Genomic DNA, 25,571 nt, shown 5'->3' on the forward strand with positions numbered 1-25,571 from the left:
TATATGTTTTATGAAATCGAAGGAATTGGTACGATTCCACCCATGTCTTTTGAAGATGATCAATTGGTCACCGAACGGAAAACCTATCCCTATGACCAAATCAAAGATCTATACATCACCAACTCCGCGGCTTTCAGTCCCTATGCGATCTTGAAAGTCAAATACGATGGTGGTGTAGATTCGGTCCCCTTTAATCGACATCGTCTAAAAGTGGTCAAACATGCCATCAAAGAATGGCGCCTATTACAAACAAACAAAGAAAAGAAACAGCCGACCGATCTGGATCCCTACCAACAAATCAAAGAGTTGAAGGAATTATTAGATATGGATGCGATCACCCAAGAAGAATATGACAAAAAGAAAAAGGAATTGCTGGATTTATAAGCAATTCGGATAACCAAACTTTAATGGGGTCTAGTTAACTGGGGTCCTTAACTGGGGTCAGTTAAATGAAACTTATTACTTACCAAACTTATCCGGGGTCCTTAAACGGGGTCTAATCTATAAGCAAAAGGAATCGTTTCCTGAGTTGGTTTCTCATTTTTCGATTCCTTTTTCGTTTATCCTTATTCTTGTCCGAATCTACAAGAAAGAAGGTTTTAAATGAAACATTACTCACTAGAAGATGTCCTCGATCTCGCAGACTCTGATTCAACAATAACGGATATCCAGATCAACGGAAACATAAAATATATTACGGTTTCTAAAAATATTCCCGTCAATCCCATATGCCCTATCTGCGGCTCCAGGCTTCATTCCAAAGGTCGCTTCTCCCGTCATCCTAATAACCAAATCCTTCAGGACGGTTATTCTGTTGATTTGACCGTTATCGGAAGGCGCTGGAAATGTTCCAACCCGAAATGTGCCTACACCGCTACGGATCAATTCGATTTCCTGGAAAAACGAAAAAGGACTTCCAAAATTATCGTCTTTCAGATTCTTATGGCTTTTAAAGATATTAACATGTCTTGTTCACAGATTGCTCAAAAATTCCATGTTTCGGATACCTATGTTCATCAATTATTCATGCGTTATATCGATCTGCCCCGCAAAAAGTTGACAGAGTTCATTTGTATCGATGAGGTCTATCTTAACTTAGACCCTTATTGTAAATATGCTCTCGTTATTATGGATTTCCTCAGCGGTGTCATTTTGGACATCATTCAGAGCCGTCGTCAACAATATACGGAATCCTATTTCCTTTCCATTCCCAAAACGGAAAGAGATCAGGTCAAAGCCATCTGTTGTGATATGTATGATCCCTATATTAACTACACGACCAAATATTTTCACAATGCGGTGGCTGTCACTGATTCTTTTCATGTCCTTCAGTGGCTTTTACGTCTTATTCGCAACTATATCAACTCGGTCAAAAAGAGATACCAGGCACGCGACCGCAAACTTCTGAAGGAAAAGAACGAATATATTAAAAGTGACCAGAAATCCGTAAAGGATTCAAAGGAAGTCTATATTTTAAAAAAGGCGAACTGGGTCCTCCTTCTCAATCCTAATAAATGGGAATACCATCCGCCTCACTATAATTATAAACTACAGAAACCCATGGATACATACAGCTGGGAATCGGAATTTCTTGCATTGGACGAAAACTTTCAAACGATACGGAATCTAAAGGACCTTTACGAGGATTTCAATGAAAAGTTTGTCAACAATCTGGAAGGTGCCTCCAAACGGCTCGATGAATTGATTGAAATCTATGATAATTCCAATATCCAGTTGTTCAATGATTTTTCATCTCTGCTCAAAAGATATCATGACAGTATTGTAAATTCCTTTACATATGTAGCTGCACAAAATATATCCGGTGCCGCTTTAAGGCGTCTATCCAACGGGCCTCTTGAATCTTTCAACAACATACCTTCGGGATTACGTTCACAGTCACACGGAGTACAGAATTTTCAATATACAAGAAACCGTATCCTATGGGCAGTACGTGACGATGCATCTATAAAAGCTGTTCCATATACAATAAAACAAATTCAAACAGAGGGGAGAAAAAGAAGCACTTACAAAAAGAAAAACGAATAAATATTAAACTAAATAGAATACGGAAAAATAAGAATACAAGAAAAGAATATTGATTCGGGCAAATGAAAACCTCTGGAAATCATGATATGATCCAGAGGTTTCATTTTATGTACAGACCCCAATTAACGGCCCCAGTTAACTTTGGATAAATCACAGACCCCAGTTAGCGACCCCGGTTAAGGACCCCAAACTGTTTGGAAATACCCCGGTTAACTTTGGAAAGCCAGCAATTCCTTTTTTGATTAAATGACATAAAACCACGTGTCGTCTTGCGGTAACTCTTCTTTTTCAATCTTATCCTTACCCATATGTAATTCTTGATTTTGAATTGTGACACGCGATTCCGGTTTAATTGAACTGGTCACAAACGCATTCGCACCAATGATCGAATCATGACCAATCACGGTTTTTCCACCCAAAACGGAAGCTCCCGAATAAATCGTCACATTATCTTCAATGGTTGGATGGCGCTTGACACCATGTAAACGTTGACCGGCACTGGTCGACAAAGCCCCTAAAGTTACCCCTTGATAGATCTTGACATGCTCGCCAATATTGGTCGTCGAACCCACGACGATACCGGTACCATGATCGATAAAGAAATATTTACCAATTGTTGCGGCTGGATGAATATCAATTCCCGTTTCGGAATGCACATATTCCGACATCATACGCGGAATCAAAGGAACATTCAATTCCCACAGAACATGAGAAATTCGATGCACTGTAGAAGCCAGGATACCCGGATAGCTCAAAACAATTTCATTCTTGCTGGTAGCGGCTGGATCGCCATCAAATGTGGCCTGAATATCCGTATCAATAAAACTACGAATGCGTGGGATCTGGGTAAAAAACTGCAACGTAATATCTTTGGCCACTTTACGCAACTCCCCTTCATTCATGCTTTCATATTTGGGATCATTCTTCAACGCAATCACAATTTGTTTCTGCATATTATACATGACATCTTCGACCAATGCCGATAAGGAATGACGCATGTTGAAGATCTTATATACTTCATCCCGATAGAAGCCAGGAAAAATAATGCGCAATAATTTATTGACGATCTCGACGACCTTTGTTTTATCCGGTTGATGAAACATGGTCATAACGTCCAATTCGCGCTTTTGATTATAGTCGTTCATGACCAGTTCAACAACTTCTTCGACTTCATTGAATTCTAATTCATTCATAAAATTCACCTCTTGTCTCTATTTTAACAAAAGTCTATTCACTTGTCGCCTGTAACGATTTTAGATTCGTGCAACCCCACTATTACGAGCCGCTTGCGCAACCGCTTTGGCAACAGCTGGTCCTACTTTTGGATCAAAAGCTTTTGGGATGATATACTCTGCTGATAATTCATCGTCAGGAATTAAATTGGCTAAGGCCTGGGCAGCTGCCATCTTCATTTCTTCATTGATATCGGAAGCACGTACATCAAAAGCACCACGGAATACACCTGGGAACGCTAAGACGTTATTGATTTGATTAGGAAAATCACTACGACCCGTTGAAATGACGGCAGCACCGGCTGCTTTAGCATCATCCGGGAAAATTTCTGGCGTTGGATTGGCACACGCAAAGATGATCGCATCTTTATTCATGCTTCGTACCATATCTTGACTGACCAAACCAGGTGCCGATACACCAATAAAGACATCCGCACCTTGGATCACATCGGCCAAACTACCTTGTTTCTTCTCTAAATTGGTTACCTGTGCCATTTCTTCTTTGATCCAATTCAAATGATCACGACCTTCATAAATTGCTCCACGACGATCGGTCATGATGATATCTTTAAAACCAGCCGACAATAATAACTTCACGATTGAAATCGCAGCGGCACCAGCACCCGATGTAACAACTTTGACTTCTTCTTTTTTCTTGCCAACAACTTTTAAGGCATTGGTCAAACCAGCCAAGGTGATGATGGCTGTACCATGTTGATCATCATGGAAAATCGGAATGTCACACACTTCTTTTAAGCGTCGTTCAATCTCAAAACAACGTGGTGCACTGATATCTTCCAAATTGATACCACCAAACGATTTCGAAATATTTTTTATCGTTTCCACAATGGTATCGACATCATTGGAATCGACACACAATGGGAACGCATCCACATCCGCAAACTCCTTAAATAAGACACATTTTCCTTCCATGACAGGCATAGCAGCTTCAGGACCAATGTTTCCTAAGCCCAATACAGCAGAGCCATCCGTAATAACGGCTGCCATATTCCATCGACGAGTCAACGTATAACTCTTTGAAGGATCTTTTTCAATTTCTAAACAAGGCTGTGCGACACCAGGTGTGTACGCAATCGATAAATCATCCGCATTTCTTACTTTAGCGCGTGAAACGACTTCGATCTTTCCTTTCCATTCGGCATGTTTTTTTAATGATTCCTTTGCGTAATCCATACTATCCTCCCTATATCATTTTTTCTGGTTGTACCGCCGCATCAAATTCATCGGCTGTCATATATCCCAACTTGACCACCGCTTCTTTTAATGAAATGTTTTCCTTAAAGGCCAAGTTCGATGTTTGTGCCGCTTTTTCATATCCAATATATGGATTTAATGCCGTCACCAACATCAAGGAATGCTTCAAGTTATAATCCATCTTTTCTTTATTGGCCTTGATACCCACTAAACAGTTATCGGTAAATGATTTCATACAATCCGCTAATAAACCAACCGACTGTAAGAAATTATACGCAATCACAGGCATGAACACATTCAATTCAAAGTTGCCTTGACTGGCCGCTACACCAATGGTCGTATCATTGCCCATCACCTGTACCGCCACCATGGTCACGGCTTCACATTGGGTTGGATTGACTTTTCCTGGCATGATGGAAGAGCCTGGTTCATTGGCAGGGATGGTGATTTCACCTAAACCCAATCGAGGACCAGAAGCCATCCAACGTACATCATTGGCAATCTTCATCAAATCGGCTGCCAACGCTTTCAAAGCCCCATGGCTAAAGGCAATCGCATCTTTACTCGATAAGGCATGAAATTTATTGGGCTCCGAAGTAAAGGAAAGACCCGTTAATTGACTGATGATTTTGGCCACTTCTTCCCCAAATTCCTTTGGTGCATTCAATCCCGTACCAACAGCCGTTCCGCCCAAAGCCAATTGCGAAAGATACGGCAAAGTGGATTGAATATATGCCTTAGATTGGATGATCATCGTTTTCCAACCACTGATTTCTTGATCAAAACCAACTGGAACCGCATCTTGTAGATGGGTACGTCCACTTTTGATCATATTGCGATTTTCTTTTTCCAATCGATCCAACACTTGGATCATATGATCCATGGCAGGAAACAACTGATAGGTAATGGCACGAACCGCCGCAATATGCAAAGCTGTTGGAAAGGTATCATTGGATGATTGCGACATATTGATCGTATCATTGGGATGTAAAAGTTTTTCATTGGCAATCTGATTGCCACGATTGGCAATGACTTCATTCACATTCATATTGGATTGGGTACCGCTTCCCGTTTGCCAGACCACCAATGGAAATTGATCATTCCATTTTCCGGCTAAAATTTCATCACAAACGGTTTGGATCAATTGACACTTCGTACTATCCAATTTACCCAATTTTTTATTGGTGAGTGCTGCTCCTTTTTTCAAGATCGCAAACGCTTCAATAATGCCTTGTGGCATCTTTTCTTGACCAATCTTAAAATTCTGTTTACTTCGTTGGGTCTGCGCACCCCACAAGGCATCTTGTGGCACTTTCATTTCACCCATCGAATCATGTTCTATACGATAACTTGTCATTTTGATTCTCCTCTATGTGTATCATCATACGTTAATTCTTTCCACAATGTACAAAACATCGTGATAAAACAAGCCAATCCACCTACTACATTGGATATGGGTTCGGCAATAAAGACACCATTGGCTCCTAACCAATGCGGCAACAATATCGTCAAAGGAATAACGATGATGACTTTTCGTAATAAGGAAAAGAAAATCGCAAATCCTTTCCGATTCAAAGATTTAAACATGGTCTGTCCGGTATATTGAAAGACCATAAAGATAAACGCAAAAAAATATAGGTGTAAAGCTTGTCGGGACGGGGCTTGTAAAACAGGATCATTGGAAAAGATGGAAATAAAAAATAGCGGAATCTTTTCAATCAACAACCAAATCAAACCAGCATAGACAATGGTCAAGCCAAGCATGACCCAAAAGGCTTGTTTCACTCGGGAATAGGCTTTAGCTCCATAATTAAACGATAAGATTGGGCTGGAACCATCCGTAATGGCCCAGATGGGAATTTCCAACATCTGTCGTACACTGGATACGATTGTCATGACTGATACATATAAATCTCCACCAGTTAGACTGAGCATATGATTGCACGCAATTTGTACCAATCCATTGGTTAGCTGCATGATAAAACCAGCCAGACCTAAAGAAAGGATATCTTTGGCACGATAAAAAGCCGATGGTTGGATCCAATGCAACGTAATTTCAATGTTGGAGCGCGTTAAGAAACGTACCACAAACAGAGCGGATAAGATTTGTGAGATAACCGTGGCAATGGCCGCTCCTTCCACATTGAGGCCAAACACAAAGATAAAGAGTGGATCTAGAATGATATTGGCAACCGCCCCGATCAAAACGGTCATCATACCCGCTTTGGGATAGCCTTCGGCATTGATAAATGCATTCATGCCGGTCGAGATCATCGAAGCAATGGTGCCAATCAAATAAATGCGCATATACGGTAAGCTATAGATAAGGGTTTGTTTGGATGCACCAAAAGCAATTAAGATGGGTCGAGCAAAAATAAACAAAATCACTGTCAACAGAATGCCTGTATACACCAACATCACAAACGATGTATTCATGATTTTTTGAGCATGGTTCGTATCTTGTTTTCCTCGATCAATCGCAAATAAAGGGGCACCACCACTGGAATACAGATTCGCAAATGCCATAATGATGGTGATGATGGGAAAACAAAGGCCGACCGAACCTAAAGCCAGCGTTCCAATGTTGGGAATGCGGCCAATATAGATTCGGTCGACGATATTGTATAGTAGATTCAAAATTTGAGCCACCAACATAGGCATGGCCGTTTGAAAGATATTTTTCGTAATGGATCCTTGGGCAAAATCAACTTGTTTCATAGCCATATTATAACAGAACTTGCGCTAATTGAGAGACCGAATTCACAAGGATATCGGCATCTTTTAATTCTTCATAACTCCCATAACCATAGGTAACGCCAATTGCCAATACGCCATTGGCTTTAGCACCACAAATATCCATGTATCGATCACCAACCATGGCTACTTGATTCGGATCGACTTGCCAATGATCTAAAGCCTGTTGAATCAAAGTTGCTTTATCGGATTGGTTTTTCTTTTGGAGTTCATCCTGCAAATCGGGTGCATTGATCAATGAAAAACAATCGAAAATCCCAAAATTCGCAAGAATTTGTTCGACATATACCTTGGGCTTGCTGGAACAAATGCCCAATTTCTTCCCTTGTTTATGCAACTGTGGAATCAATGATTCAATACCTGCATACATCGAACAAGCGAATATACCAGTTTCGTTATAAAACGTTCGATAGGCTTGGACCAAATCAATAGCCGTTTGATCATCCACACCATACGTCTTTTTGAATTCCGTATTCAAGGGTGGTCCCACAAAATGTTCCAAAGTCTTTAGATCTGGTTCTTCAATGCCAATGGTCGATAAAGCATATTGCACTGACTGGGTAATGCCCGGTGCAGACTCTGAAAGGGTGCCATCCAAATCAAATAAGAGATACTTCATGTTACCACCAAAATTTCACTTCAAAATCTGGTTCATTGGCGACAACAGGGATCGAATGGATATCCATATGATCAACACGAATGGAACCAAAAGAACCTAATTCATTCAAATAACGAGAAATGGTAGTACTATCTCCTTGAATTTCCATTTCCACTCGTCCATCCATATCATTGCGACACCATCCGGTCAAATGCATCTGTTGGGCTAATTGTCGTGCGGTCCAACGAAAACCAACACCTTGTACTTGTCCTGTAAACCAAATATGTTTTCTTACCATACCTATAGTATATCATGCTTGGTAGGCTTGTTTGATCACATCTTTCAATACAACGGAAGAATGTTGCAGTTCAGTTTGTTCCTTTTCATCCAATTCCATCGGTACCAAAGTTTCGATACCATCCTTACCCACAATGGCAGGCATGCTTAAGGTAACATCGTTTAAACCATATTCACCATGCATCGCACTGGATACGGGCAAAACGGATTTTTCATCGCGAATGATGGCTTCACAAATGCGTTTGACACTCATCGCAATACCATAATATGTCGCTTTTTTCTTTTCAATGATTTCATATGCACTGTTTTTTACATTCTCGGCAATTTCATGCATGGCTTGTTCATGTTGGAAATGGCCACGCATTTCACAAAAATCATTCAATGGGACACCGGATACGCGCACACAGCTCCATGCCGCAATTTCACTATCGCCATGTTCGCCGATAATCATCGCATCGACATTACGTGGATCCACGGCTAGATGTTGTCCCAACATATATTGTAGACGTGCTGTATCCAACACCGTACCCGATCCAAATACGCGATTTTCGGGTAAGCCACTCATTTTTTGTGCCACATACGTTAAAATATCCACTGGATTGGCAACAACCAACAAGATACCTTGCACATTGCGTTTGGCAATTTCAGGAAGAATGGATTGGAAAATACCGACATTCTTCTTCACTAAGTCTAAGCGTGTTTCACCGGGTTTTTGACCAGCTCCTGCCGAAATGATAATGATGGCAGCATCGATTATATCATCATAATCACCAGCATAGATTTGCATTGGAGAAGCAAATGGCAAACCATGACTGATATCTAAGGCTTCGCCTTCGGCTTTTTCGCGATTGGCATCGATCAAAACCATTTCCGAAAACAAGCCACTTTGCATCAGGGCAAAACAAGAAGCAGAACCAACAAAGCCACAACCAATCATGGCTACTTTTCGAACATTGATCATCTACTATCCCTCCAATTCCAGCAACAAGGCCATTTTAAATGGGCCATTGGCACGTACAGCGTGTTTGCCATTTTTTTCAAAGCGGAAGTTTTCACCAGCTTGAATCGCATAGTCTTTTCCTTCATAGGTAATAGTGGCTTGTCCATCCAGTGCAAAAATCAAAGCATTCCCTGGTGCAGCATGTTCCGCTAAGGCACAGCCATCATCAAAGGCCATGATCACAAATTTCATCTTATCATTGGATAAGAGATCCATATTGACGATCTTTCCCTTTTGATAGGGAATCAAATCTTTCAATTGAAACACATCTATATTTTTTAATACTTCATTCATTTTTGTATCCTCCTTGATCAATATTTCGGTATAGACTGTATCTGTAATGGCTTCTTGGCCACATAGGGTATTGGCTTTCACAAACAAGCAATCATTGGCTTGTAGCGTATGTTCATTCATTTTTACTTGGCCAGTATCGACGATATAAAGCACATCACAGGGATATTTCTCTTTTGAAATCGATGTATGTTTCGCTAAAGAAAAATGGGTGATATTTTCTATTTCTTGATTGGATATCGTACATCCTGGAACAGGAATGTTTTCATCATAGAGTTTCATGTTCCACCTCCTGATTCTTATTATAGAGAATGCAAAAATAGACTTCGTTGTTTTTCCAACAAAGTCTATTCAAAAAAGCGTTTGATTTCAATTTCTGCTGCTTCTGGACTATCCGATCCATGAATCAAATTAAATGTGGTCGATGAAGCAAAATCACCACGAATGGTACCGGCTTTGGCATCAGCAAATTTGGTGGCTCCCATCAATTGACGAATCCCCGCAATCGCATTTTCACCTTCCCAGATCATTGCCAAAACAGGGCCAGATGTCATATACTCTACGGTTTCTGGGAAAAACGGTTTATCGGCAATATGGGCATAGTGTTCTCGTAAAATTGGTTCATCCAACACAATCGTTTTGGCTTGTACCAAACGATAGCCTTTGGCTTCGATACGACGAATGATTTCACCGGCTAAGCCACGTTGAAGCGCATCGGGTTTCAACATCACATAGGTTCTTTCTTTTGACATGTTTTACCTCTTTCCGATGTCTTTTCGAAAGGAATACAAGCTCAAGCCACTCACAAGGATACCAACCAATCCGGCTTCTAGACTTTGCATCATCCAAGGAATGATACAAAGTAGAGGCATCACAATACCTCCTAACCATAATTTTTTGGTCAACACTACGATCAAACCACCAACTACTAAGGCGATACATCCCCATAGAGGTTGATACATCACCAACAAGGCACAGGTACAAGCCACGCCTTTGCCACCATGAAAATGACGCCAAAAAGGAAAATCATGACCAAGAATCGTACCCAAACCGGCATACAATATCGCATCGTGTGTTGGAAATAGCGCATGGGCAATGGCCATCGCAATAGCACATTTACATAGATCACCAAAGAGAACCAGGATGCCGGGTTTGAATCCCAAAGTTCGCATGACATTGGCCATCCCTGGATTGTGAGAAGTTCCTAAAGTAGCTGCCGAATGTCCCGTATAATGATAACTGACCACATCCGCTGTTAAAAAAGAGCCACAAAAATATCCAATCAAAAGACAAATCCATCTCATGGAAATAGTATATCATAGAAAATATGAATAATTATGTATATATCGTTCAGTGTGCGGATGCCACGTATTATACCGGATGAACCAATGATCTAAAAAAACGCATCGAAGCCCACAATGCGGGAAAAGGGGCCAAATACACCAAAAGTCGTCGACCTGTGCAGTTGGTCTACTATGAAACCTATGCGACAAAATCCGAAGCCATGGCACGTGAATATGCGATCAAACAATTATCGCGACAAGAAAAGGCACAGCTGATCAAAGCAGGATCGCTGCGATCAAAAACTGTGCCAAATAATAAAGAACATGATTCACAATGATATCAATGGGACGATTCTTATCGCCAAAATACGTGCGACTTAAGATCAGATCACTTAACACAAAACAAATCGTTCCCAACAATAATAGAGTCAATACCCGATCACTTTGATAGCCGACCATCAAGGTCAAACTAAACAAAGGAACCGCAAACAAGACCGTGCCATAGATCATAGAAATTCCTTTAAAGATGCCATATTTCAGATGCATCTGTTTTTCCATACCCACGATCGCATAACTGATGCCCATGGCTACCAATAAAATCACCAATAGAAGCATCGGATGGCCATATCGAGACAATAAGAAACAAATCAAAAAGAAATGTTCCAGGGCAAAAAAGATAAAGCCAGCAAATGTATAGGGATGATCCTGTTTAGGGTAGGTCCATTTCATACCTAACCACATATCGCCAAATACACCAAAGAATAAAGCAATCAAAATCATAATGGCCGTGTCCGAAGGTTGTTTAAAAGCTAGCCAGCAGGCCCATCCAAAAAAGCCCAGCGAAGTTGCCACTTTAAAAAAGAGTGCATGTATCTTCTGATTGTTGATGCGAGCACGCAAAAACAACACCAACATGACAATTCCCCAAATAATCCAAATCATAAATATTCCCTCTTCTTGTTCCACTATCATACCACATTTACGTTATACTGTTAGTAATGGAGGCTTTTTATGGCAAATATTCGGAAGGGTGAACATCAAAAATTAAAGATGTTGTATTTGATGAAAATCTTCAATGAAGAAACCGACGATACCCATCAGTTGACCATGAATCAAATCATTGAAAAATTGGCTGCTTATGGTGTCAATGCCAATCGCAAAACGTTGTATCAAGATTTTCAAGAACTACAAGACTATGGCTTGGACATTACGATGAATCGCACCGGAAAACAATGGACCTACAGTGTAGGAAATCGTTTGTTTGAACTGGCGGAATTAAAATTATTAGTGGATTCGGTTCAATCGGCTAAATTCATTACGGATAAAAAATCCAAAGAATTGATTGGAAAGCTAGAATCGTTGGCCAGCCATGCCGAAGCGAAAAAATTGAATCGACAAGTCATCATTGCCGGTCGAATCAAGACCATGAATGAGAAGATTTATTATAATGTGGATCAGATCCATGAAGCCATCAATGCCGACAAACAGATTGCTTTTTATTACTACCAATGGACGATTCATAAGGAAATGAAAAAAAAGAAAGAAGAAAAATACCATGTTAGTCCATGGGCTTTGATGTGGGATGATGAAAATTATTATCTCGTTGGCTTTGATGCCCCAGATCAAAAAATCAAGCACTATCGAGTCGATAAGATGGAATATATTGAAATCATGCAACAGAGTCGCCAAGGGAAAGACCAATTCAAAAAATTCCGTTTGCCAAACTACACCAAGAGTTTATTCGGAATGTTTGGTGGCAAAGAATGTCATGTGACCATTCGTGCCAAAAATGAAATGGTTGGTATTTTGATTGATCGATTTGGCAAAGATATCGATATTGAAATTGTGGATCCAGATCATATTCAAACCACGGTCTATGTGGCAATCAGTCAACAATTTTTTGGTTGGATCATTGCTTTGGGTGATCAAGTCAAAATCATTAAACCAGATGAAGTTGTCCAACAAATGAAAGATCTAATCGAAAACGTAAACTATCTCTACCAATAAAAAAGGAGCCGCAGCTCCTTTTTTATTATGAATGCTTTTCAGGAATGATCATGACAACGGTATCGGCATATTTGACACAATAGGTCGTAACCGAACCAATGGTACTAAACCAACCATCTTTTGTTGATTTGGTCATAATGATCGCATCAAATTTTTCTTTTTTGGCATATTTTACGATTTCTTCTCCCGGATTTCCATATGCCGTTTCATAATCCACTTTGTAGCCTAGATCCACCAGTTCATCATCAGAACTATGTTTCATGACAGACATCATATATTCTTGCGCGGATGTATATTTGGCTTTCAACTCCATTTCACCTACGGAATCGGTGACCATAAACATGGTAATTTCCACTTCATCGGGTTTGTAGTTGTCTTTTAGCCAATCAACTGTTTGTAGACTACGCCGTGTACCATCAATAGGTAATAATACTTTTTTCATACCGTAAGTCTCCTTTTCATATTTTTATTATACGCTTTCGCCCAAAAAACATAAAGCTACAATCATATATAATAATTTCAATATTTATTAAAGGTATTTTGCCTTCAACGATTCTAACATTTGTAGATAGTTATCAACAGGTTCTTTTTCTTCTTTGACCTTGCATAAATGATCCACTTTTTCTTTGGATTCTTTGGGTAGATGCATCAAAGCAATCTGGTATAACACCTGATCTTCTTTTTCGGTATGTTCCTTCAACAACATCGTATATGCATCTATTTCAAAAATAGCTTGAGAAACCGCTTCTTCACTGACTTGTTCTTTGCATTGTTCTAAGGCATCGGCCAAACGAGAAATATGATCTCTTCCTTCTTGATGTTCTGGTAACATGACCCCTTGAATGATATCCATCGTCATCCATACTTGATCCATCAATTCGGGAAATAAAATATCTTCTTCTTTCATATGATGGTGTTTATCGCCATAGTTACGGGCAAAATCCACCGTTGTCTCAAAATCTTCGATAGGTACATCTTTACCTTCTTTTAGTTGTTTGGCCATGGCCCGCATGACTTCCAACATGTCTCGTATTTGTATATGTTCATTCATCATTAAATCAATCGCGTACATTGTTTTGTCCTCCAATGGTTGTATCCTATCATGGCCATAAAAAAATAAGCGTTGGAAAACCAACACTTATTGTAATCGTCCATAGGTTTCAGTTAAATCGCGAATACTATAGGCCAATTCATCCGATAAGAAATGGGGAACCAAACGCCATTGCCAATTGCCTTGCGATGTACCTGGGGTATTGATTCGCGCTTCTTTACCTTTGACCAAGTAATCCGATAAAGATACGATCGTCAAATTTGCCACAGAACGATAGGCTTCACGAATGAAATCCCAGACAAATTGACCTGGATTGTTTGGATCGGTATGAATGTATTTCGACGCAAAGATACGATCTCCTTCATTCAAGGTTTCAAACCATTCCAATGTCGTTGGATTATCATGCGTACCCGTATACACCACGCTATTTCGCTTATGATTATGGGTTAGATAATAGCTATCATGACTCCATCCGGTAAACGCAAATTGAAGTACGTTCATACCAGGAAAACCAGTATCCTTCAATAATTTTTCTTTTTCTGGAGTATTGGTGCCTAAGTCTTCCGCAATGATTTCAATATCGGGACAAACTTGTTTCAAGACGTTAAAGAAATCCAAGCCGGGTCCTTTTTTGGCAATGCCATTTTCTGCTGTTTCTTCCTCATACGGAATGGCACAATATTCACTAAAGCCATGAAAATGATCGATACGCACTACATCAAACCATTTTTGTGCATGTTGCATTCGTTTCATCCACCAATCGTATTTGGTCTTTTTTAAAGCGGTCCAATCATAGACCGGATTGCCCCATCGTTGTCCCGTTGGACTAAAGGCATCCGGCAGGGTTCCAGCTACATATTTTGGTAAATAATCTTCATCCATCCAGAAGATTTCCGGATGAGCCCATACATCGCTAGAATCCATGGCACAATAGAAAGGAATATCCCCAATGATTTGAATCTCTTGCGAATGGGCATAGGTCAATAATTTTTGCCATTGTTTCGCAAATTCATATTGTTGGAAATAATAAAAATGCATCAACTTCTTATTTTCCGTTTCGATTTGTTTCAAATAACTTGGTTTTCGCATTCGTGCTTCCAATGGCCAATCATTCCAGCTTTTTCCTTCTTGTTGCTGTTTGATGACCATATATAAGGCATAATCTTTCAGCCAATAGGAGGCATCTTTTAAGAATTTCTCATAGGCATCATCGGGTTGAAACCGAACGAAAGCTTGTTTCAATAAGTCTTGGCGATAATTATACAAAGCGCCATAATTGATGTGTTCTACATCATGTCCAAAATCATAGCTGTTGCATTCTTGTTCGGTTAATAAGCCATCTTGGATCAAGTCTTCTAAAGAGATGAAATAGGGATTGCCCGCAAAGGCGGAAACGGGTTGATAAGGTGAATCTCCAAAGCCGGTAGAATGGATAGGTAAGATCTGCCAATATGTCTGGCCCGCCTTTTTTAAAAAGTCGATAAATTCATAGGCTTCTTTGGAGAAGCAACCAATGCCATAGCGCGATGACAAAGAAAAAATAGGATATAAAATTCCTGCACTTCGTTTCATGATCATTCCTCTTTTACTTTCGTGTTCTATTTTATCACAAAAGTGTGATAGTCTTGTGGTATGGATAAGAAAAAAGTAACCGTAGGTATCTTGGCCCATGTCGATGCTGGAAAGACCACTTTGATTGAATCGATGTTGTATCAAAGTCATCAAATCCGCACATTGGGTCGTGTCGATCACCAAGATGCCTTTTTAGATTTTGATCATCAAGAACGTCAACGCGGCATTACGATTTTTTCCAAAGAAGCCCATTTGGAATGGAAAGATACCGATATCTATGTTATCGATACACCGGGTCATATTGATTTTTCTGCGGAAATGGAACGAAGTCTTCAAGTCTTGGATCTTGCGATTCTATTGATCAATGGTCAAGATGGGGTCCAAAGCCACACCAAGACCATTTGGAAATGTTTGGAACATTATCATATTCCAACCCTGGTATTTATGAATAAGATGGATATCAGTTATCACTCCAAAGAAGAATTACTAAAAGATCTGCCAAGTACTTGTATTGATTTTACGGAAGATTATTTAGAAAAAGTCGCTTTATGTAATGAAGATTGTTTAAATGCCTATATCGAAACCCAGAACATTCCAACTTCTCTTCTTCAACAAGCCATCTATCGACGGGAGTGTTTCCCTTGTTTCTTTGGATCGGCCTTAAAACAAGAAGGTATCCAGCCACTAATGGATGCGATCGTGCAATATAGTTTAGATAAAGATTATCCATCTGACTTTGGAGCTTTGGTCTATAAAATATCAACGAATGAAAAAGGCCAACGACTCACCCATGTCAAGATCACAGGGGGCACATGCAAAGTCAAACAAAAAATCAATGAGGAAGAAAAGATTGATCAAATTCGTATATACAATGGCCAAGGGTATGAATCGGTACAAGAAGTATCAGCAGGAACTATTTGTGTGTTTACGGGCTTATCCCAGTTTGAAGTCGGACAAGGAATAGGAAATCAAGCCGATAGTATCGTTCCCACTTTAGAAGCGTATATGAATTATGAATTAGTTTTACCCAGCGGGGTGGATCCATTATCGTTAAAAGATGTTTGTGAACAATTATCCGAAGAAGATTCCCAACTTCATATGGTCTATGATGAAAAGCTCAAAAAGATCACTTTGCGTTTGATGGGACCGATTCAAATGGAAGTTCTTTCCAACCGCATCTATGAAAAGACCCACATTCAAGTTGGTTTTTCCAATGGGGATGTCCTATTCAAAGAAACCATTCAGGAATCGGTCATTGGCAAAGGTCATTTTGAACCGTTACGCCATTATGCCGAAGTCCATTTACGATTAGAACCTCTTCCAAGAAATAGTGGCATGATCTATGAAAGTGAAGTATCTACCAATGAATTACCACAAAATTGGCAACATCTGATCCTTACGCATTTAGAAGAAAGAGAACATCGTGGCGTTTTAACTGGAAGTCCCATTACGGATATGAAGATCACTTTAATTGCAGGTAAAGGTAGCATCAAACATACGATGGGTGGTGACTTTCGCCAAGCGACCTATCGTGCCATTCGTCAAGGTCTGATGCAAGCAACCAATCTTTTATTGGAGCCTTATTATAATTTTACGATCCATGTGCCACAAAGCAGTTTGTCGCGTGTTTTATACGATTTGGAACAACGCCATGCCAAAGTGGAAGTACAAGAAGATACGATCACGGGAAAAGGTCCAGTTCGAACGTTATCCAATTACCAAAATGAATTAACAGCTTTATCCAAAGGATTGGGAACCTTTGTTTGTCAGCCGGCTGGCTATGATATTTGTGAAGATGCCGAAACAATCATTGCCCAAAAAGCCTATGATCCAGAAAAAGATATGCGCAATCCAACGGGTTCGGTATTTTGTACCCATGGAGCTGGATTCTATGTGCCTTGGAATGAAGTGGATGCGTATATGCACATCCAACCGAAAAATGAAAATAGCCAATCCTATCGCAGCGTCAAATATACCATTTCGGATGAAGAAGCCAAACGCGTGTTTGCGATGACCAATGGCCAAAACAAGAATAAGGATAAGCACAAAGTAAAGCCCAAGAAAAAGAAAATCGATCTCGAAAAAGTGGAAACCAAACCACTTGTCCAAAAGCCGGAATGTTTGGTGGTCGATGGCTACAACCAGATCTTTGGTTGGCAAAGTCTCAAAGGGATTCCGTTTGATTCGGCTAGAGATGAACTCATTGATCGATTAAGCAATTATCAAGGCTATCGCAATTGTTACTTGATCATTGTTTTTGATGCGTATCGTGTCAAAGACAGTACGCATCGTTCATATAAAAAGGGTGATTTGGAAGTCATCTTTACGAAATACGATGAAACAGCGGATAGCTATATTGAAAAACATGTATCGGAATGGAAAAAGAAATATCGTCTAATCGTGGCTTCGAGTGATGGATTGATCCAAAACACGATTCTGGCCCATGGTTGTCAAAGAATGTCAGCTAGAGAATTAGAAAAACGAGCGTTATCCACCAATGCGGACGCATTTAAAACTTTCCATACACTTTGATTTTCTGGAGGTTGGACCAACCAATCTCCTTTTTTCTTGATCAGCGTCATTGTTTCCGTTTTTGTGACTACCTTTCCCTCTTTTAGACTGGTTTGGATATCTTTCCGACATCGTTCACCAATGGAAGGAATATCACCTTGATTCATCAAATACGGAAGCACATCGATATAGAGTTGGTTTTTCAAGGTATCGACATCGGGTTTGATATAACGTACTTTGACCTTTACTTTTGCTTGGGTTTGTTTATCGTTAAGGGAAACCGATACAATGGTATGGGACTTATACATTTTTGATAAGGTATATCGCATCGTTTGGTCGATTTCATTCAAAATCAATTTTTTTGTTTTCGCATCATCAATGACTGTATCCAGTTTATCTGAAAGTGAGGTTTGTACATCCATCATCGCTACAGCTTGGATCCATTCCCCTTTTTCAATATGGGTCCAATAAGTATCCGCCGTTTTTTCGACTTGGTGTTTTTCCATCACGGTACAACCACTTAAACTGATGGCTATGATACAAAGCAAGAGTATGATCTTTTTCATACTTTCATTGTATCAAAAAAAGAGTTGTAACAAGCACAACTCTTTACGCATTGGTTGTTGGTGCTACGTATGTACGAGCAGCTAACTCTTGATCCAAAGCATACAATCCTTTTGAATCCGATCCGAATAAATGATATTTCTTCAAAATATCTTCGGCATTCTTTTCTTCTTCCAATTGTTCTTTGACAAACCAATCATAGAACTGCATCGTACGATAGTCTTTAATATCATCCGCTGCGGCATAGATCGTATTGATCAAAGAAGTTACATATTGTTCATGTTCCAATCCAAATTTTAAAGGATCTTCAATCGATTGGTAGGTCTTATCTGGTTTTTCTACAGCGAAGAATTCTACATGTTCGCCATTATCAATCAAATACTGACGCATCATCATCGCATGATCACGTTCTTCTTGGGCTTGGACATCGTACCAATTCGCAAAACCATCTAAGCCTTGATCATAATAATAATTTGCAAAATCTAAATACAAATACGCCGAATAAAATTCCTTATTCACTTGCGTATTGATTAAATCTTTTACTTTTTTATCTAACATAGAAATCCCTCCATTCACCTGTATTATAGTACTTTTTGGTGGCTTTTCAACCACGCAACGATATCATCACTTTCATACATAGGCACACCATCGATAAACAAACAAGGTACCTGTTCCTTACCGCCTACATGAATCAATGTTTGGCGATCCTCTTCTTCTTTGTGGATGTCATGAAAGACAATGTCCGTACGTCCTTCGGCTTGGATTTCACGCATCACTTTTTGACAATAGGGACAGGTTTCAAACATATAAAGATCTAACTGCATAGTTGTCCTCCTTTATCTAGATTTTATAAAAAAAATGGGTAAAATGAAAGATAGATAGAAAGAAAGGAGTCTAACTATGTGTACTGTCATTACATACGCAACCAAAAACCATTATTTCGGTCGTAACTTAGATTTGGAACTCTCTTATAATGAGACCGTGACCGTCACCCCTCGTAACTATGTATTTTCGTATCGTCATGTCGATGAAAAAAAAGCCAACTTGGCTTTGATTGGTATGGCTACTGTAGTCGATCAATATCCTTTATATTATGATGCCACCAATGAAAAAGGCTTAAGCATGGCTGGTTTAAACTTTCCTGCAAATGCCGATTATAAACCAGTGGAAACTGGTAAAGTCAACATTGCTTCTTTCGAATTGATTCCATGGCTATTGACCCAATGTGAAACGGTAGAAGATGTCAAAGCCAAAATGAAAGATGTCAATATTACCAATACGGCTTTTAGTGAACAATTGCCACCTTCTCCATTACATTGGATGGTGTCGGATCGTAACCAAAGCATCGTTATCGAAGCCGTTGCGGACGGCATTCATATCTACGATGATCCAGTGGGTGTCATGACCAACAATCCAACCTTTGATAAACAATTATTCAATTTAAATAATTATCGTTATCTATCCAATCGCACGTTGCCCGAAACGTTTGCGCCAGGACTTCCATTGGATGAATATTCTCGTGGTATGGGAGGTATGGGCTTACCGGGTGATCTATCTAGTGCTTCCCGTTTTGTGAAAGTAGCTTGGACCAAGATGAATTCCGTTTCTGGCGATAGTGAATCGGAAAGTATTTCACAATTCTTCCATATTTTAGGTTCTGTGGATCAACAACGAGGTTGTTGCGAAGTAGCACCCGAACAATATGAAATCACAATTTATTCGAGTTGTGTCAATGTAGATAAGGGTATTTATTATTATACGACCTATGAAAATTCCCAAATCACAGCCGTTGATATGCACAAAGAAAACTTAGATGGTGATACGATCATTACCTATCCATTGATCAAAGGCCAACAAATTCATTATTGTAACTGATATGCAGATCTTCATTTCACCGGCCAAACAAATGAAGCCTTGTGATGATTTTGTTGCGAATAGTCAACCCTGGTTTCAACAGGAAGCAGATCAGCTCATCGAGCGTTTATCTTCATATTCGATTGATGCGCTCAAAAAGCTCTATGCCTGTTCCGATGCCATCAGTCAAAAAGCCTATGACATGATTCATTCGTATGCGCAAGCACCTGTATATCCAGCCTTATTTTATTTTAGTGGCATTCAATATACCTATATGGCCCCCGATGTCTTTACCAATCAAGAAATGGAATATATACGTACACATCTACGCATTGGTTCTGGTTTGTATGGCATTTTACGTCCCATGGATGGCATCAAAGCCTATCGTTTGGAGATGAATCAAAAACCAGGCATCAATTTGTATGACTTTTGGAAGAATAAGCTTGCTCAAACCTTTGATGATCCAGTTATTCTCAATTTGGCCAGTGCCGAATATGCCAAATCCATTTCTAAATATTGTCCGATGATCGACGTTCGCTTTTATGAACAAGTAGGCGATCAGCGCAAAGAAAAAGGCGTTCATGTCAAGATGGCTCGCGGTCGTATGGTTCGCTATATGGCTGAACATCAAGTGGAGCAGATTGAACAACTTTATGATTTTGATGAGTTGGGCTTTCATTTTGATCCACAAACAAGCACGAAACAAACACTCATCTATGTAAAAGGAGGAAGTTAATCTTCCTCCTCGTTGTTCTTTTGTGATTTATATAATAAATCCATTTTCATTTCATAATAACTTGGACTCATATCCAAATAATGTTCATGTGGATTATCAAAACGTAATTCCGAATCCCAGATTTCATTATGAATTTGATCCGCTACATATTGACGGATTTCTTTCAATGGAACCGGATTCGTAACACGCTTACCCGCTTTGATGACTTGATGCTGCAATTCTTTGACCGAATAATGCTCATAATGCATATTTTTCCAAGGCTTCTTGGAATCTACATAACGATACCGTTTCGATGTATCGATTGGCTTTTCATCGTATTTGGTCAATAAATCCGCAACAGCTTTGCCTTCTTCATCATAGACACGATAGACTTTCTTACGACCTGGATTGGTAATTTTTTCGACTGTCTCACTGATCTTGATCTTCGGAATGCGTTGACCATCTTTTTCGGCTTCTGCCATTTTATAGACAGCACCAAATACCGGATCACTCTTGGAAGTGATCAAACGTTCACCTACACCATAACTATCGATGCAACCACCCTGATCCATGATGGAATTGATCGTATATTCATCCAAACTATTGGAAGCCACAATAATCGCATCTTCCAATCCGGCTTCGTCTAGTTTTTGACGTACTTTTCGTGATAGATAGGCTAAGTCACCTGAATCCAAACGAACACCTTTTAATCGTTTGCCCATAGGTTCCAATACTTCCTTGGCTACACGAATGGCATTTGGAACACCCGAATTCAATACATCATAGGTATCGATCAACAAAATGGAATCATCCGGATACATTTCCGCAAACTTTTTAAAGGCTGTATATTCATCTTCTTGATACATGACCCAACTATGTGCCATCGTACCACTCACCGGAATATCAAACATTTGACCAGCTAATACGGTTGCGGTACCCACGCAACCACCAATATACGCCGCACGAGCCCCATAAACAGCCGCATCCATATTATGTGCTCGACGTGCACCAAAATCAGACACAGCACGTCCTCTAGCTGCACGTACAATACGACTGGCTTTGGTCGCAATCAAAGATTGATGATTAATTTCAGCTAAGATGGCTGTTTCTACCAATTGAGCATCGATCAATGGCGCATGGACCGTAAGAATCGGTTCATTCGGATACATGATCGTACCTTCTTTGAACGCAAATATATCACCTTTAAAATGATAAGTTTTCAAATATTCTAAAAATTCTTCACTAAATAAGTGTAAAGAGCGTAAATAATCAATGTCATCTTGATCAAAGTGCATTTGTTCGATATATTCGATCACTTGTTCCAAACCCGCAAAAATCGCATAACCACCAATGTCGGGATTTTTTCGATAGAATACATCAAAAGTCACATAATCATTGCGATCTTTTTCTGACATATAGCCATTGGCCATCGTCAATTCATAAAGATCCATCATCATACTAATGTTACGTTTGTCATAAATCGTTTTATTCATTGTATTGTCCTCGTTCATTGTCCCTTATTATACGCCTTATTGATGCTTGTTTCCATGTTCAACGAAAACTCTTTACCCAATTTAACAATGAATCATGGTAAACATTCTCTAAAACCGACTGTTTCATCTGTTCCGTTACCGATCCATTGTTGGCCATTTTCTGCAAGATACAAGCTTGTAGCTCTTCTACGCTCATCTCTTCATACGGTACTTGACGCACTTCTTTCGGAAGATCAATCGTCTTTTCTTCTGGTTTTGGCATATCCACTTGATAATCAATCGGTTCAAATGTTTCTTCTCGATCCGGTAGCCAAATTTCTCCACCACAAGCAGGAAGATCCACCGCCATATGACCATCTTTTATTTCCATCACTTGTCCCGATAATACGCCGGTATACGTACCATTATCTACAGATACATCGATGTGGGCTACATTTTCATCATTATTGACCATTACGACTACATTGCCACGACGATAGGCATATTGACGATTGGTCAGCAACAATTCTTGATACTCTCCATACGATATAGCCGGTGTGGTTTGGCGTACATGTCCCAACGTGGAAATGACTTGCGTCAAAGGAATCTCTTGCATAGACTCTAAATCAATTTGTGGACGTAAATTCCAATCGGACCAACATTCTTTCTTACCTTCAATCGCCCATTCACTGCCATAATAAATCGAAGGAACACCCGGTAATGTATACAATAAAATATGCACCGGAATCAAATGGGCTGGATTGGTCAGTTTGGAAGCAATCCGCGCTACATCATGATTATCCACAAAATTATACAAACGAATGTGTCCCATATCGTTTAAGCGTTTGACCGTATGTGCAATCTCGAAGTAATTATGTTCATTATGACCAGAATACAAAGCTTTATGCAGTGCATAATTGGTTACGGCATGTAGATGTTCCGGATTGGACCAACGATTATATTCCCCATGAATAACTTCTCCCATCAAATAAAAGTCGGGTTTGATGGTAGCGGCTTGTTGGCGCAAGGCTTTCATAAAATCAAAATCCAATACATCGGCCGCATCCAAACGAATGCCATCCACATCAAAGGTATCCACCCAATATTGAATTACCGAACAAATATAATCAATGACGGCTGGATTTCTTTGATTCAATTTAACCAATAAATCATAGCCACCCCAATTGTCATAGTTAAAGCCATCATGATAGGAATTATCATTATTGAAATTGACGTTACAAAACCAATCTTTATACGCAGATTGTTCGCGATTTTTCTTTACATCTTGAAACGCAAAGAAATCACGGCCCACATGATTGAATACACCATCAAAAATCACATGAACCTTTTTTTTATGGCAATATTTCACAAAATCAATCAGATCTTCATTGGTTCCCAAACGACTATCCAATGTCTTGTAGTCGGTAGTTTCATACCCATGACCCACCGATTGAAATAATGGCCCTATATACAAGGCATTGCATCCAATGTCCACCAAATGATCGACCCAAGGAATGATTTCTTTGATTCGAGATACCGGTTTTGTATATTTGTTTTTTTTCGGTGCACCTACCAATCCCAATGGATAAATGTGATAAAACACCGATTCATCAAACCAAGCCATATGCATACCTCCCTATAAATACCACCATTATAACATAAAAAAAGAGGTCATTTCTGACCTCAATAAACACTAGTCCACATCCATGACACGGATCATGTTCGTTTTACCCGATTCTCCCAATGGCACACCGGCACAAAGAACGACAGAATCGCCTTTATCTACTAATCCAGCTTTTTTCGCTGCATGAAGTGCTGAACTAAACAACATTTCCGTTTTATCTTGTTGCGGAATCGTCAATGGAGAAACCCCAAACAACAAGTTCATTTGACAAGCAACGGTCTCGGAAATCGTACAAGCAATGACTTGACGATCTGGATGGTAGCTCGCAATACGACGTCCTGTATATCCGGAAATCGTGACACAAAGGATAGCTTTGGCATTGATATCCTTAGCTAAAGTAACAGCTGCATGCGATACGGCACGAGTTTGTGAAACTTTGGAACTTTGGGAACGCAAACGACCAATTTTATCGTAATCCACGTCTTCTTCCACACGTTTAGCGATACGCGCCATCGTACGACAAGCCAATACAGGATATTTACCATTGGCGGTTTCACCCGACAACATAATAGCAGTTGTACCTTGGTAAATAGCATTGGCCACGTCATTGGCTTCGGCACGCGTTGGACGTGGATTGTGGATCATTGAATCCAACATTTGGGTTGCCGTCACAACGATCTTGCCACGTTTGATACATTTTTCAATAATTTGTTTCTGGATGATAGGTACATCTTCCAATGGTACTTCAACACCTAAGTCACCACGAGCAACCATGATACCATCGGCTACATCCAAGATTTCATCGACATTCTTAACACCTTGCATACTTTCAATCTTGGCAATGATCTTCATATGTCCACCATGTTCATCAAAGATCTTACGGATATCCAAGATATCTTGTGCTGTACGTGTAAACGATGCCGCACAATATTCAAATCCCATTTCACATCCAAAAATCAAATCATCGCGATCTTTTTCGGAAATGAATGGCATTGATAAATCAATATTTGGGATATTGACACCCTTCTTATTGGAAATGACACCACCATTCATGACTTCACAAACGATATCGGGTCCATTGATTTCCAATACATTTAAGGCAACCAAACCATCATCGATCAAAACCGTTCCACCAGGAATTACATCCTGTGTCATTTCTTTATAAGAAACAGAAACACGTTCTTCATTTCCCATGACTTCATCGGTTGTTAGGGTAAAGCGTTGACCTTCCTTTAATTCAACACTACCATTTTCAAAATCACGCAAACGAATTTCTGGTCCTTTTGTATCCAATAACGTCGCTACTGGTAAATCCAATTCGTGACGTAAACGAATAACCTTTTCAAATTTTGCTTTATGCTCTTCATGGGATCCATGTGAAAAGTTAAAACGAGCAACATTCATCCCTGCCTTCATTAACTCAGTGATAGTTTCGTCATCTTCACTAGCAGGTCCTAAAGTACAAATAATCTTTGTCTTTCTCAT

Annotated in this window: 26 protein-coding genes and 1 pseudogene; 7 read left to right on the forward strand and 20 right to left on the reverse strand. The window is 39.7% G+C overall.

The annotated features are described in order from the left end of the window. Positions 1–3 precede the first annotated feature (3 nt). Entirely contained in the window at positions 4–384 is a 381-nt protein-coding gene (locus EDX97_RS09825) for an SHOCT domain-containing protein (protein ID WP_128520991.1), read from the forward strand. Positions 385–603: 219 nt separating this feature from the next. Then, on the forward strand, positions 604–2,046 hold the full coding sequence (locus tag EDX97_RS09830) for a transposase (protein WP_128520992.1): 1,443 nt from the start codon (positions 604–606) through the stop codon (positions 2,044–2,046). Positions 2,047–2,288: 242 nt separating this feature from the next. Here EDX97_RS09830 and epsC read toward each other — a convergent pair whose 3' ends face one another. The 10 genes from epsC to EDX97_RS09880 all read right to left on the reverse strand — a co-directional run bounded on the left by epsC (position 2,289) and on the right by EDX97_RS09880 (position 10,737). Then, positions 2,289–3,239 carry a serine O-acetyltransferase EpsC gene (epsC, locus tag EDX97_RS09835; protein WP_128520993.1) on the reverse strand — a complete coding sequence of 317 codons (951 nt, stop codon included), beginning with the start codon at positions 3,237–3,239 and terminating at the stop codon, positions 2,289–2,291. Positions 3,240–3,299: 60 nt separating this feature from the next. Then, entirely contained in the window at positions 3,300–4,472 is a 1,173-nt protein-coding gene (locus EDX97_RS09840; RefSeq protein WP_128520994.1) for an NAD(P)-dependent malic enzyme, read from the reverse strand. 10 nt (positions 4,473–4,482) lie between these two features. Further along, positions 4,483–5,850: a class II fumarate hydratase gene (gene fumC / locus EDX97_RS09845; protein WP_128520995.1), complete on the reverse strand. Its 1,368-nt coding sequence runs from the start codon at positions 5,848–5,850 to the stop codon at positions 4,483–4,485. After that, entirely contained in the window at positions 5,847–7,211 is a 1,365-nt protein-coding gene (locus EDX97_RS09850) for an MATE family efflux transporter (protein ID WP_128520996.1), read from the reverse strand. The genes fumC and EDX97_RS09850 overlap by 4 nt, the downstream gene beginning before the upstream one ends. 7 nt (positions 7,212–7,218) lie before the next feature. Next, a complete protein-coding gene (locus EDX97_RS09855) occupies positions 7,219–7,866 on the reverse strand; it encodes an HAD hydrolase-like protein (protein ID WP_128520997.1) in 648 nt (215 codons plus the stop codon). 1 nt (position 7,867) lies between these two features. After that, positions 7,868–8,143 (reverse strand): acylphosphatase, encoded by a 276-nt coding sequence (locus EDX97_RS09860; protein ID WP_128520998.1) that lies wholly within the window; start codon positions 8,141–8,143, stop codon positions 7,868–7,870. Positions 8,144–8,155: 12 nt separating this feature from the next. Continuing rightward, positions 8,156–9,103, reverse strand: a complete 948-nt coding sequence (locus tag EDX97_RS09865; RefSeq protein ID WP_173446372.1) for an L-lactate dehydrogenase — start codon at positions 9,101–9,103, stop codon at positions 8,156–8,158. A gap of 3 nt (positions 9,104–9,106) precedes the next feature. Further along, positions 9,107–9,715 carry a cupin domain-containing protein gene (locus EDX97_RS09870; protein ID WP_128520999.1) on the reverse strand — a complete coding sequence of 203 codons (609 nt, stop codon included), beginning with the start codon at positions 9,713–9,715 and terminating at the stop codon, positions 9,107–9,109. Positions 9,716–9,780: 65 nt separating this feature from the next. Beyond that, positions 9,781–10,185: a nucleoside-diphosphate kinase gene (gene ndk / locus EDX97_RS09875; protein WP_128521000.1), complete on the reverse strand. Its 405-nt coding sequence runs from the start codon at positions 10,183–10,185 to the stop codon at positions 9,781–9,783. A 3-nt stretch (positions 10,186–10,188) separates the two neighbouring features. After that, on the reverse strand, positions 10,189–10,737 hold the full coding sequence (locus EDX97_RS09880; protein WP_128521001.1) for a glycerol-3-phosphate acyltransferase: 549 nt from the start codon (positions 10,735–10,737) through the stop codon (positions 10,189–10,191). 92 nt (positions 10,738–10,829) lie between these two features. On the opposite strand from EDX97_RS09880, the pseudogene EDX97_RS09885 reads away from it, so the two are divergent. After that, a pseudogene (locus EDX97_RS09885) lies at positions 10,830–11,054 on the forward strand (GIY-YIG nuclease family protein); the annotation flags it as partial. Here the strand turns inward: EDX97_RS09885 and EDX97_RS09890 are convergent. Next, positions 10,993–11,658 carry a lysoplasmalogenase family protein gene (locus tag EDX97_RS09890; protein WP_183164340.1) on the reverse strand — a complete coding sequence of 222 codons (666 nt, stop codon included), beginning with the start codon at positions 11,656–11,658 and terminating at the stop codon, positions 10,993–10,995. The pseudogene EDX97_RS09885 and the gene EDX97_RS09890 overlap by 62 nt on opposite strands. Before the next feature lie 69 nt (positions 11,659–11,727). On the opposite strand from EDX97_RS09890, the gene EDX97_RS09895 reads away from it, so the two are divergent. Then, entirely contained in the window at positions 11,728–12,723 is a 996-nt protein-coding gene (locus EDX97_RS09895; protein WP_128521003.1) for a helix-turn-helix transcriptional regulator, read from the forward strand. Positions 12,724–12,748: 25 nt separating this feature from the next. On the opposite strand, the gene EDX97_RS09900 is transcribed toward EDX97_RS09895, so the two are convergent. The 3 genes from EDX97_RS09900 to malQ form a co-directional block, all read right to left on the reverse strand. Beyond that, on the reverse strand, positions 12,749–13,165 hold the full coding sequence (locus EDX97_RS09900; RefSeq protein WP_128521004.1) for a universal stress protein: 417 nt from the start codon (positions 13,163–13,165) through the stop codon (positions 12,749–12,751). Between the two features lie 87 nt (positions 13,166–13,252). Further along, on the reverse strand, positions 13,253–13,795 hold the full coding sequence (locus EDX97_RS09905; protein ID WP_128521005.1) for a hemerythrin domain-containing protein: 543 nt from the start codon (positions 13,793–13,795) through the stop codon (positions 13,253–13,255). 66 nt (positions 13,796–13,861) lie between these two features. Next, entirely contained in the window at positions 13,862–15,496 is a 1,635-nt protein-coding gene (malQ, locus tag EDX97_RS09910; protein ID WP_338076166.1) for a 4-alpha-glucanotransferase, read from the reverse strand. Here malQ and EDX97_RS09915 point away from each other — a divergent pair. Beyond that, complete coding sequence (locus EDX97_RS09915; RefSeq protein WP_128521007.1) at positions 15,407–17,878, forward strand: translation factor GTPase family protein; 2,472 nt, start codon at positions 15,407–15,409, stop codon at positions 17,876–17,878. The two genes, malQ and EDX97_RS09915, sit on opposite strands and share 90 nt — an antisense overlap. On the opposite strand, the gene EDX97_RS09920 is transcribed toward EDX97_RS09915, so the two are convergent. From EDX97_RS09920 to EDX97_RS09930, 3 genes are read right to left on the reverse strand one after another with little or no spacing between them, the layout of a single operon-like run. Next, positions 17,797–18,423, reverse strand: a complete 627-nt coding sequence (locus tag EDX97_RS09920) for a hypothetical protein (RefSeq protein ID WP_128521008.1) — start codon at positions 18,421–18,423, stop codon at positions 17,797–17,799. The two genes, EDX97_RS09915 and EDX97_RS09920, sit on opposite strands and share 82 nt — an antisense overlap. 43 nt (positions 18,424–18,466) lie before the next feature. After that, positions 18,467–18,979 carry a ferritin gene (locus EDX97_RS09925; protein ID WP_128521009.1) on the reverse strand — a complete coding sequence of 171 codons (513 nt, stop codon included), beginning with the start codon at positions 18,977–18,979 and terminating at the stop codon, positions 18,467–18,469. Positions 18,980–19,002: 23 nt separating this feature from the next. Beyond that, positions 19,003–19,245 carry a glutaredoxin domain-containing protein gene (locus EDX97_RS09930; protein WP_128521010.1) on the reverse strand — a complete coding sequence of 81 codons (243 nt, stop codon included), beginning with the start codon at positions 19,243–19,245 and terminating at the stop codon, positions 19,003–19,005. A gap of 76 nt (positions 19,246–19,321) precedes the next feature. Between EDX97_RS09930 and bsh the strand changes: the two genes are divergently transcribed. Together bsh and yaaA are read left to right on the forward strand one after the other, a co-directional pair. Continuing rightward, positions 19,322–20,296, forward strand: a complete 975-nt coding sequence (gene bsh, locus EDX97_RS09935; RefSeq protein ID WP_128521011.1) for a choloylglycine hydrolase — start codon at positions 19,322–19,324, stop codon at positions 20,294–20,296. Between the two features lies 1 nt (position 20,297). Beyond that, positions 20,298–21,011, forward strand: coding sequence for a peroxide stress protein YaaA (yaaA, locus tag EDX97_RS09940; RefSeq protein WP_128521012.1), 714 nt, complete (start codon positions 20,298–20,300; stop codon positions 21,009–21,011). Here yaaA and EDX97_RS09945 read toward each other — a convergent pair. From EDX97_RS09945 to pyk, 3 genes are all read right to left on the reverse strand, one after another. Next, complete coding sequence (locus tag EDX97_RS09945) at positions 21,008–22,483, reverse strand: nicotinate phosphoribosyltransferase (RefSeq protein WP_128521013.1); 1,476 nt, start codon at positions 22,481–22,483, stop codon at positions 21,008–21,010. The two genes, yaaA and EDX97_RS09945, sit on opposite strands and share 4 nt — an antisense overlap. 58 nt (positions 22,484–22,541) lie before the next feature. After that, positions 22,542–24,086, reverse strand: a complete 1,545-nt coding sequence (locus EDX97_RS09950) for an alpha-amylase family glycosyl hydrolase (RefSeq protein WP_128521014.1) — start codon at positions 24,084–24,086, stop codon at positions 22,542–22,544. A 69-nt stretch (positions 24,087–24,155) separates the two neighbouring features. Next, positions 24,156–25,571 carry a pyruvate kinase gene (gene pyk, locus EDX97_RS09955; RefSeq protein ID WP_128521015.1) on the reverse strand — a complete coding sequence of 472 codons (1,416 nt, stop codon included), beginning with the start codon at positions 25,569–25,571 and terminating at the stop codon, positions 24,156–24,158.

This window comes from Absicoccus porci (assembly GCF_003725415.1).
GTDB classification, from domain to species: Bacteria; Bacillota_I; Bacilli_A; order Erysipelotrichales; family Erysipelotrichaceae; genus Absicoccus; species Absicoccus porci.

Excerpts from the sequence above, each read along its gene's own strand:
- EDX97_RS09825 (WP_128520991.1), top strand. The coding sequence starts at position 4 with ATGTTTTATGAAATCGAAGGAATTGGTACGATTCCACCCATGTCTTTT.
- EDX97_RS09830 (WP_128520992.1), top strand. The coding sequence starts at position 604 with ATGAAACATTACTCACTAGAAGATGTCCTCGATCTCGCAGACTCTGAT.
- epsC (WP_128520993.1), bottom strand. The coding sequence starts at position 3,239 with ATGAATGAATTAGAATTCAATGAAGTCGAAGAAGTTGTTGAACTGGTC.
- EDX97_RS09840 (WP_128520994.1), bottom strand. The coding sequence starts at position 4,472 with ATGGATTACGCAAAGGAATCATTAAAAAAACATGCCGAATGGAAAGGA.
- fumC (WP_128520995.1), bottom strand. The coding sequence starts at position 5,850 with ATGACAAGTTATCGTATAGAACATGATTCGATGGGTGAAATGAAAGTG.
- EDX97_RS09850 (WP_128520996.1), bottom strand. The coding sequence starts at position 7,211 with ATGAAACAAGTTGATTTTGCCCAAGGATCCATTACGAAAAATATCTTT.
- EDX97_RS09855 (WP_128520997.1), bottom strand. The coding sequence starts at position 7,866 with ATGAAGTATCTCTTATTTGATTTGGATGGCACCCTTTCAGAGTCTGCA.
- EDX97_RS09860 (WP_128520998.1), bottom strand. The coding sequence starts at position 8,143 with ATGGTAAGAAAACATATTTGGTTTACAGGACAAGTACAAGGTGTTGGT.
- EDX97_RS09865 (WP_173446372.1), bottom strand. The coding sequence starts at position 9,103 with ATGATCAATGTTCGAAAAGTAGCCATGATTGGTTGTGGCTTTGTTGGT.
- EDX97_RS09870 (WP_128520999.1), bottom strand. The coding sequence starts at position 9,715 with ATGAAACTCTATGATGAAAACATTCCTGTTCCAGGATGTACGATATCC.
- ndk (WP_128521000.1), bottom strand. The coding sequence starts at position 10,185 with ATGTCAAAAGAAAGAACCTATGTGATGTTGAAACCCGATGCGCTTCAA.
- EDX97_RS09880 (WP_128521001.1), bottom strand. The coding sequence starts at position 10,737 with ATGAGATGGATTTGTCTTTTGATTGGATATTTTTGTGGCTCTTTTTTA.
- EDX97_RS09890 (WP_183164340.1), bottom strand. The coding sequence starts at position 11,658 with ATGATTTGGATTATTTGGGGAATTGTCATGTTGGTGTTGTTTTTGCGT.
- EDX97_RS09895 (WP_128521003.1), top strand. The coding sequence starts at position 11,728 with ATGGCAAATATTCGGAAGGGTGAACATCAAAAATTAAAGATGTTGTAT.
- EDX97_RS09900 (WP_128521004.1), bottom strand. The coding sequence starts at position 13,165 with ATGAAAAAAGTATTATTACCTATTGATGGTACACGGCGTAGTCTACAA.
- EDX97_RS09905 (WP_128521005.1), bottom strand. The coding sequence starts at position 13,795 with ATGTACGCGATTGATTTAATGATGAATGAACATATACAAATACGAGAC.
- EDX97_RS09915 (WP_128521007.1), top strand. The coding sequence starts at position 15,407 with ATGGATAAGAAAAAAGTAACCGTAGGTATCTTGGCCCATGTCGATGCT.
- malQ (WP_338076166.1), bottom strand. The coding sequence starts at position 15,496 with ATGACTTTGATACAACATCGATTCAATCAAAGTGGTCTTTCCAGCATC.
- EDX97_RS09920 (WP_128521008.1), bottom strand. The coding sequence starts at position 18,423 with ATGAAAAAGATCATACTCTTGCTTTGTATCATAGCCATCAGTTTAAGT.
- EDX97_RS09925 (WP_128521009.1), bottom strand. The coding sequence starts at position 18,979 with ATGTTAGATAAAAAAGTAAAAGATTTAATCAATACGCAAGTGAATAAG.
- EDX97_RS09930 (WP_128521010.1), bottom strand. The coding sequence starts at position 19,245 with ATGCAGTTAGATCTTTATATGTTTGAAACCTGTCCCTATTGTCAAAAA.
- bsh (WP_128521011.1), top strand. The coding sequence starts at position 19,322 with ATGTGTACTGTCATTACATACGCAACCAAAAACCATTATTTCGGTCGT.
- yaaA (WP_128521012.1), top strand. The coding sequence starts at position 20,298 with ATGCAGATCTTCATTTCACCGGCCAAACAAATGAAGCCTTGTGATGAT.
- EDX97_RS09945 (WP_128521013.1), bottom strand. The coding sequence starts at position 22,483 with ATGAATAAAACGATTTATGACAAACGTAACATTAGTATGATGATGGAT.
- EDX97_RS09950 (WP_128521014.1), bottom strand. The coding sequence starts at position 24,086 with ATGGCTTGGTTTGATGAATCGGTGTTTTATCACATTTATCCATTGGGA.
- pyk (WP_128521015.1), bottom strand. The coding sequence starts at position 25,571 with ATGAGAAAGACAAAGATTATTTGTACTTTAGGACCTGCTAGTGAAGAT.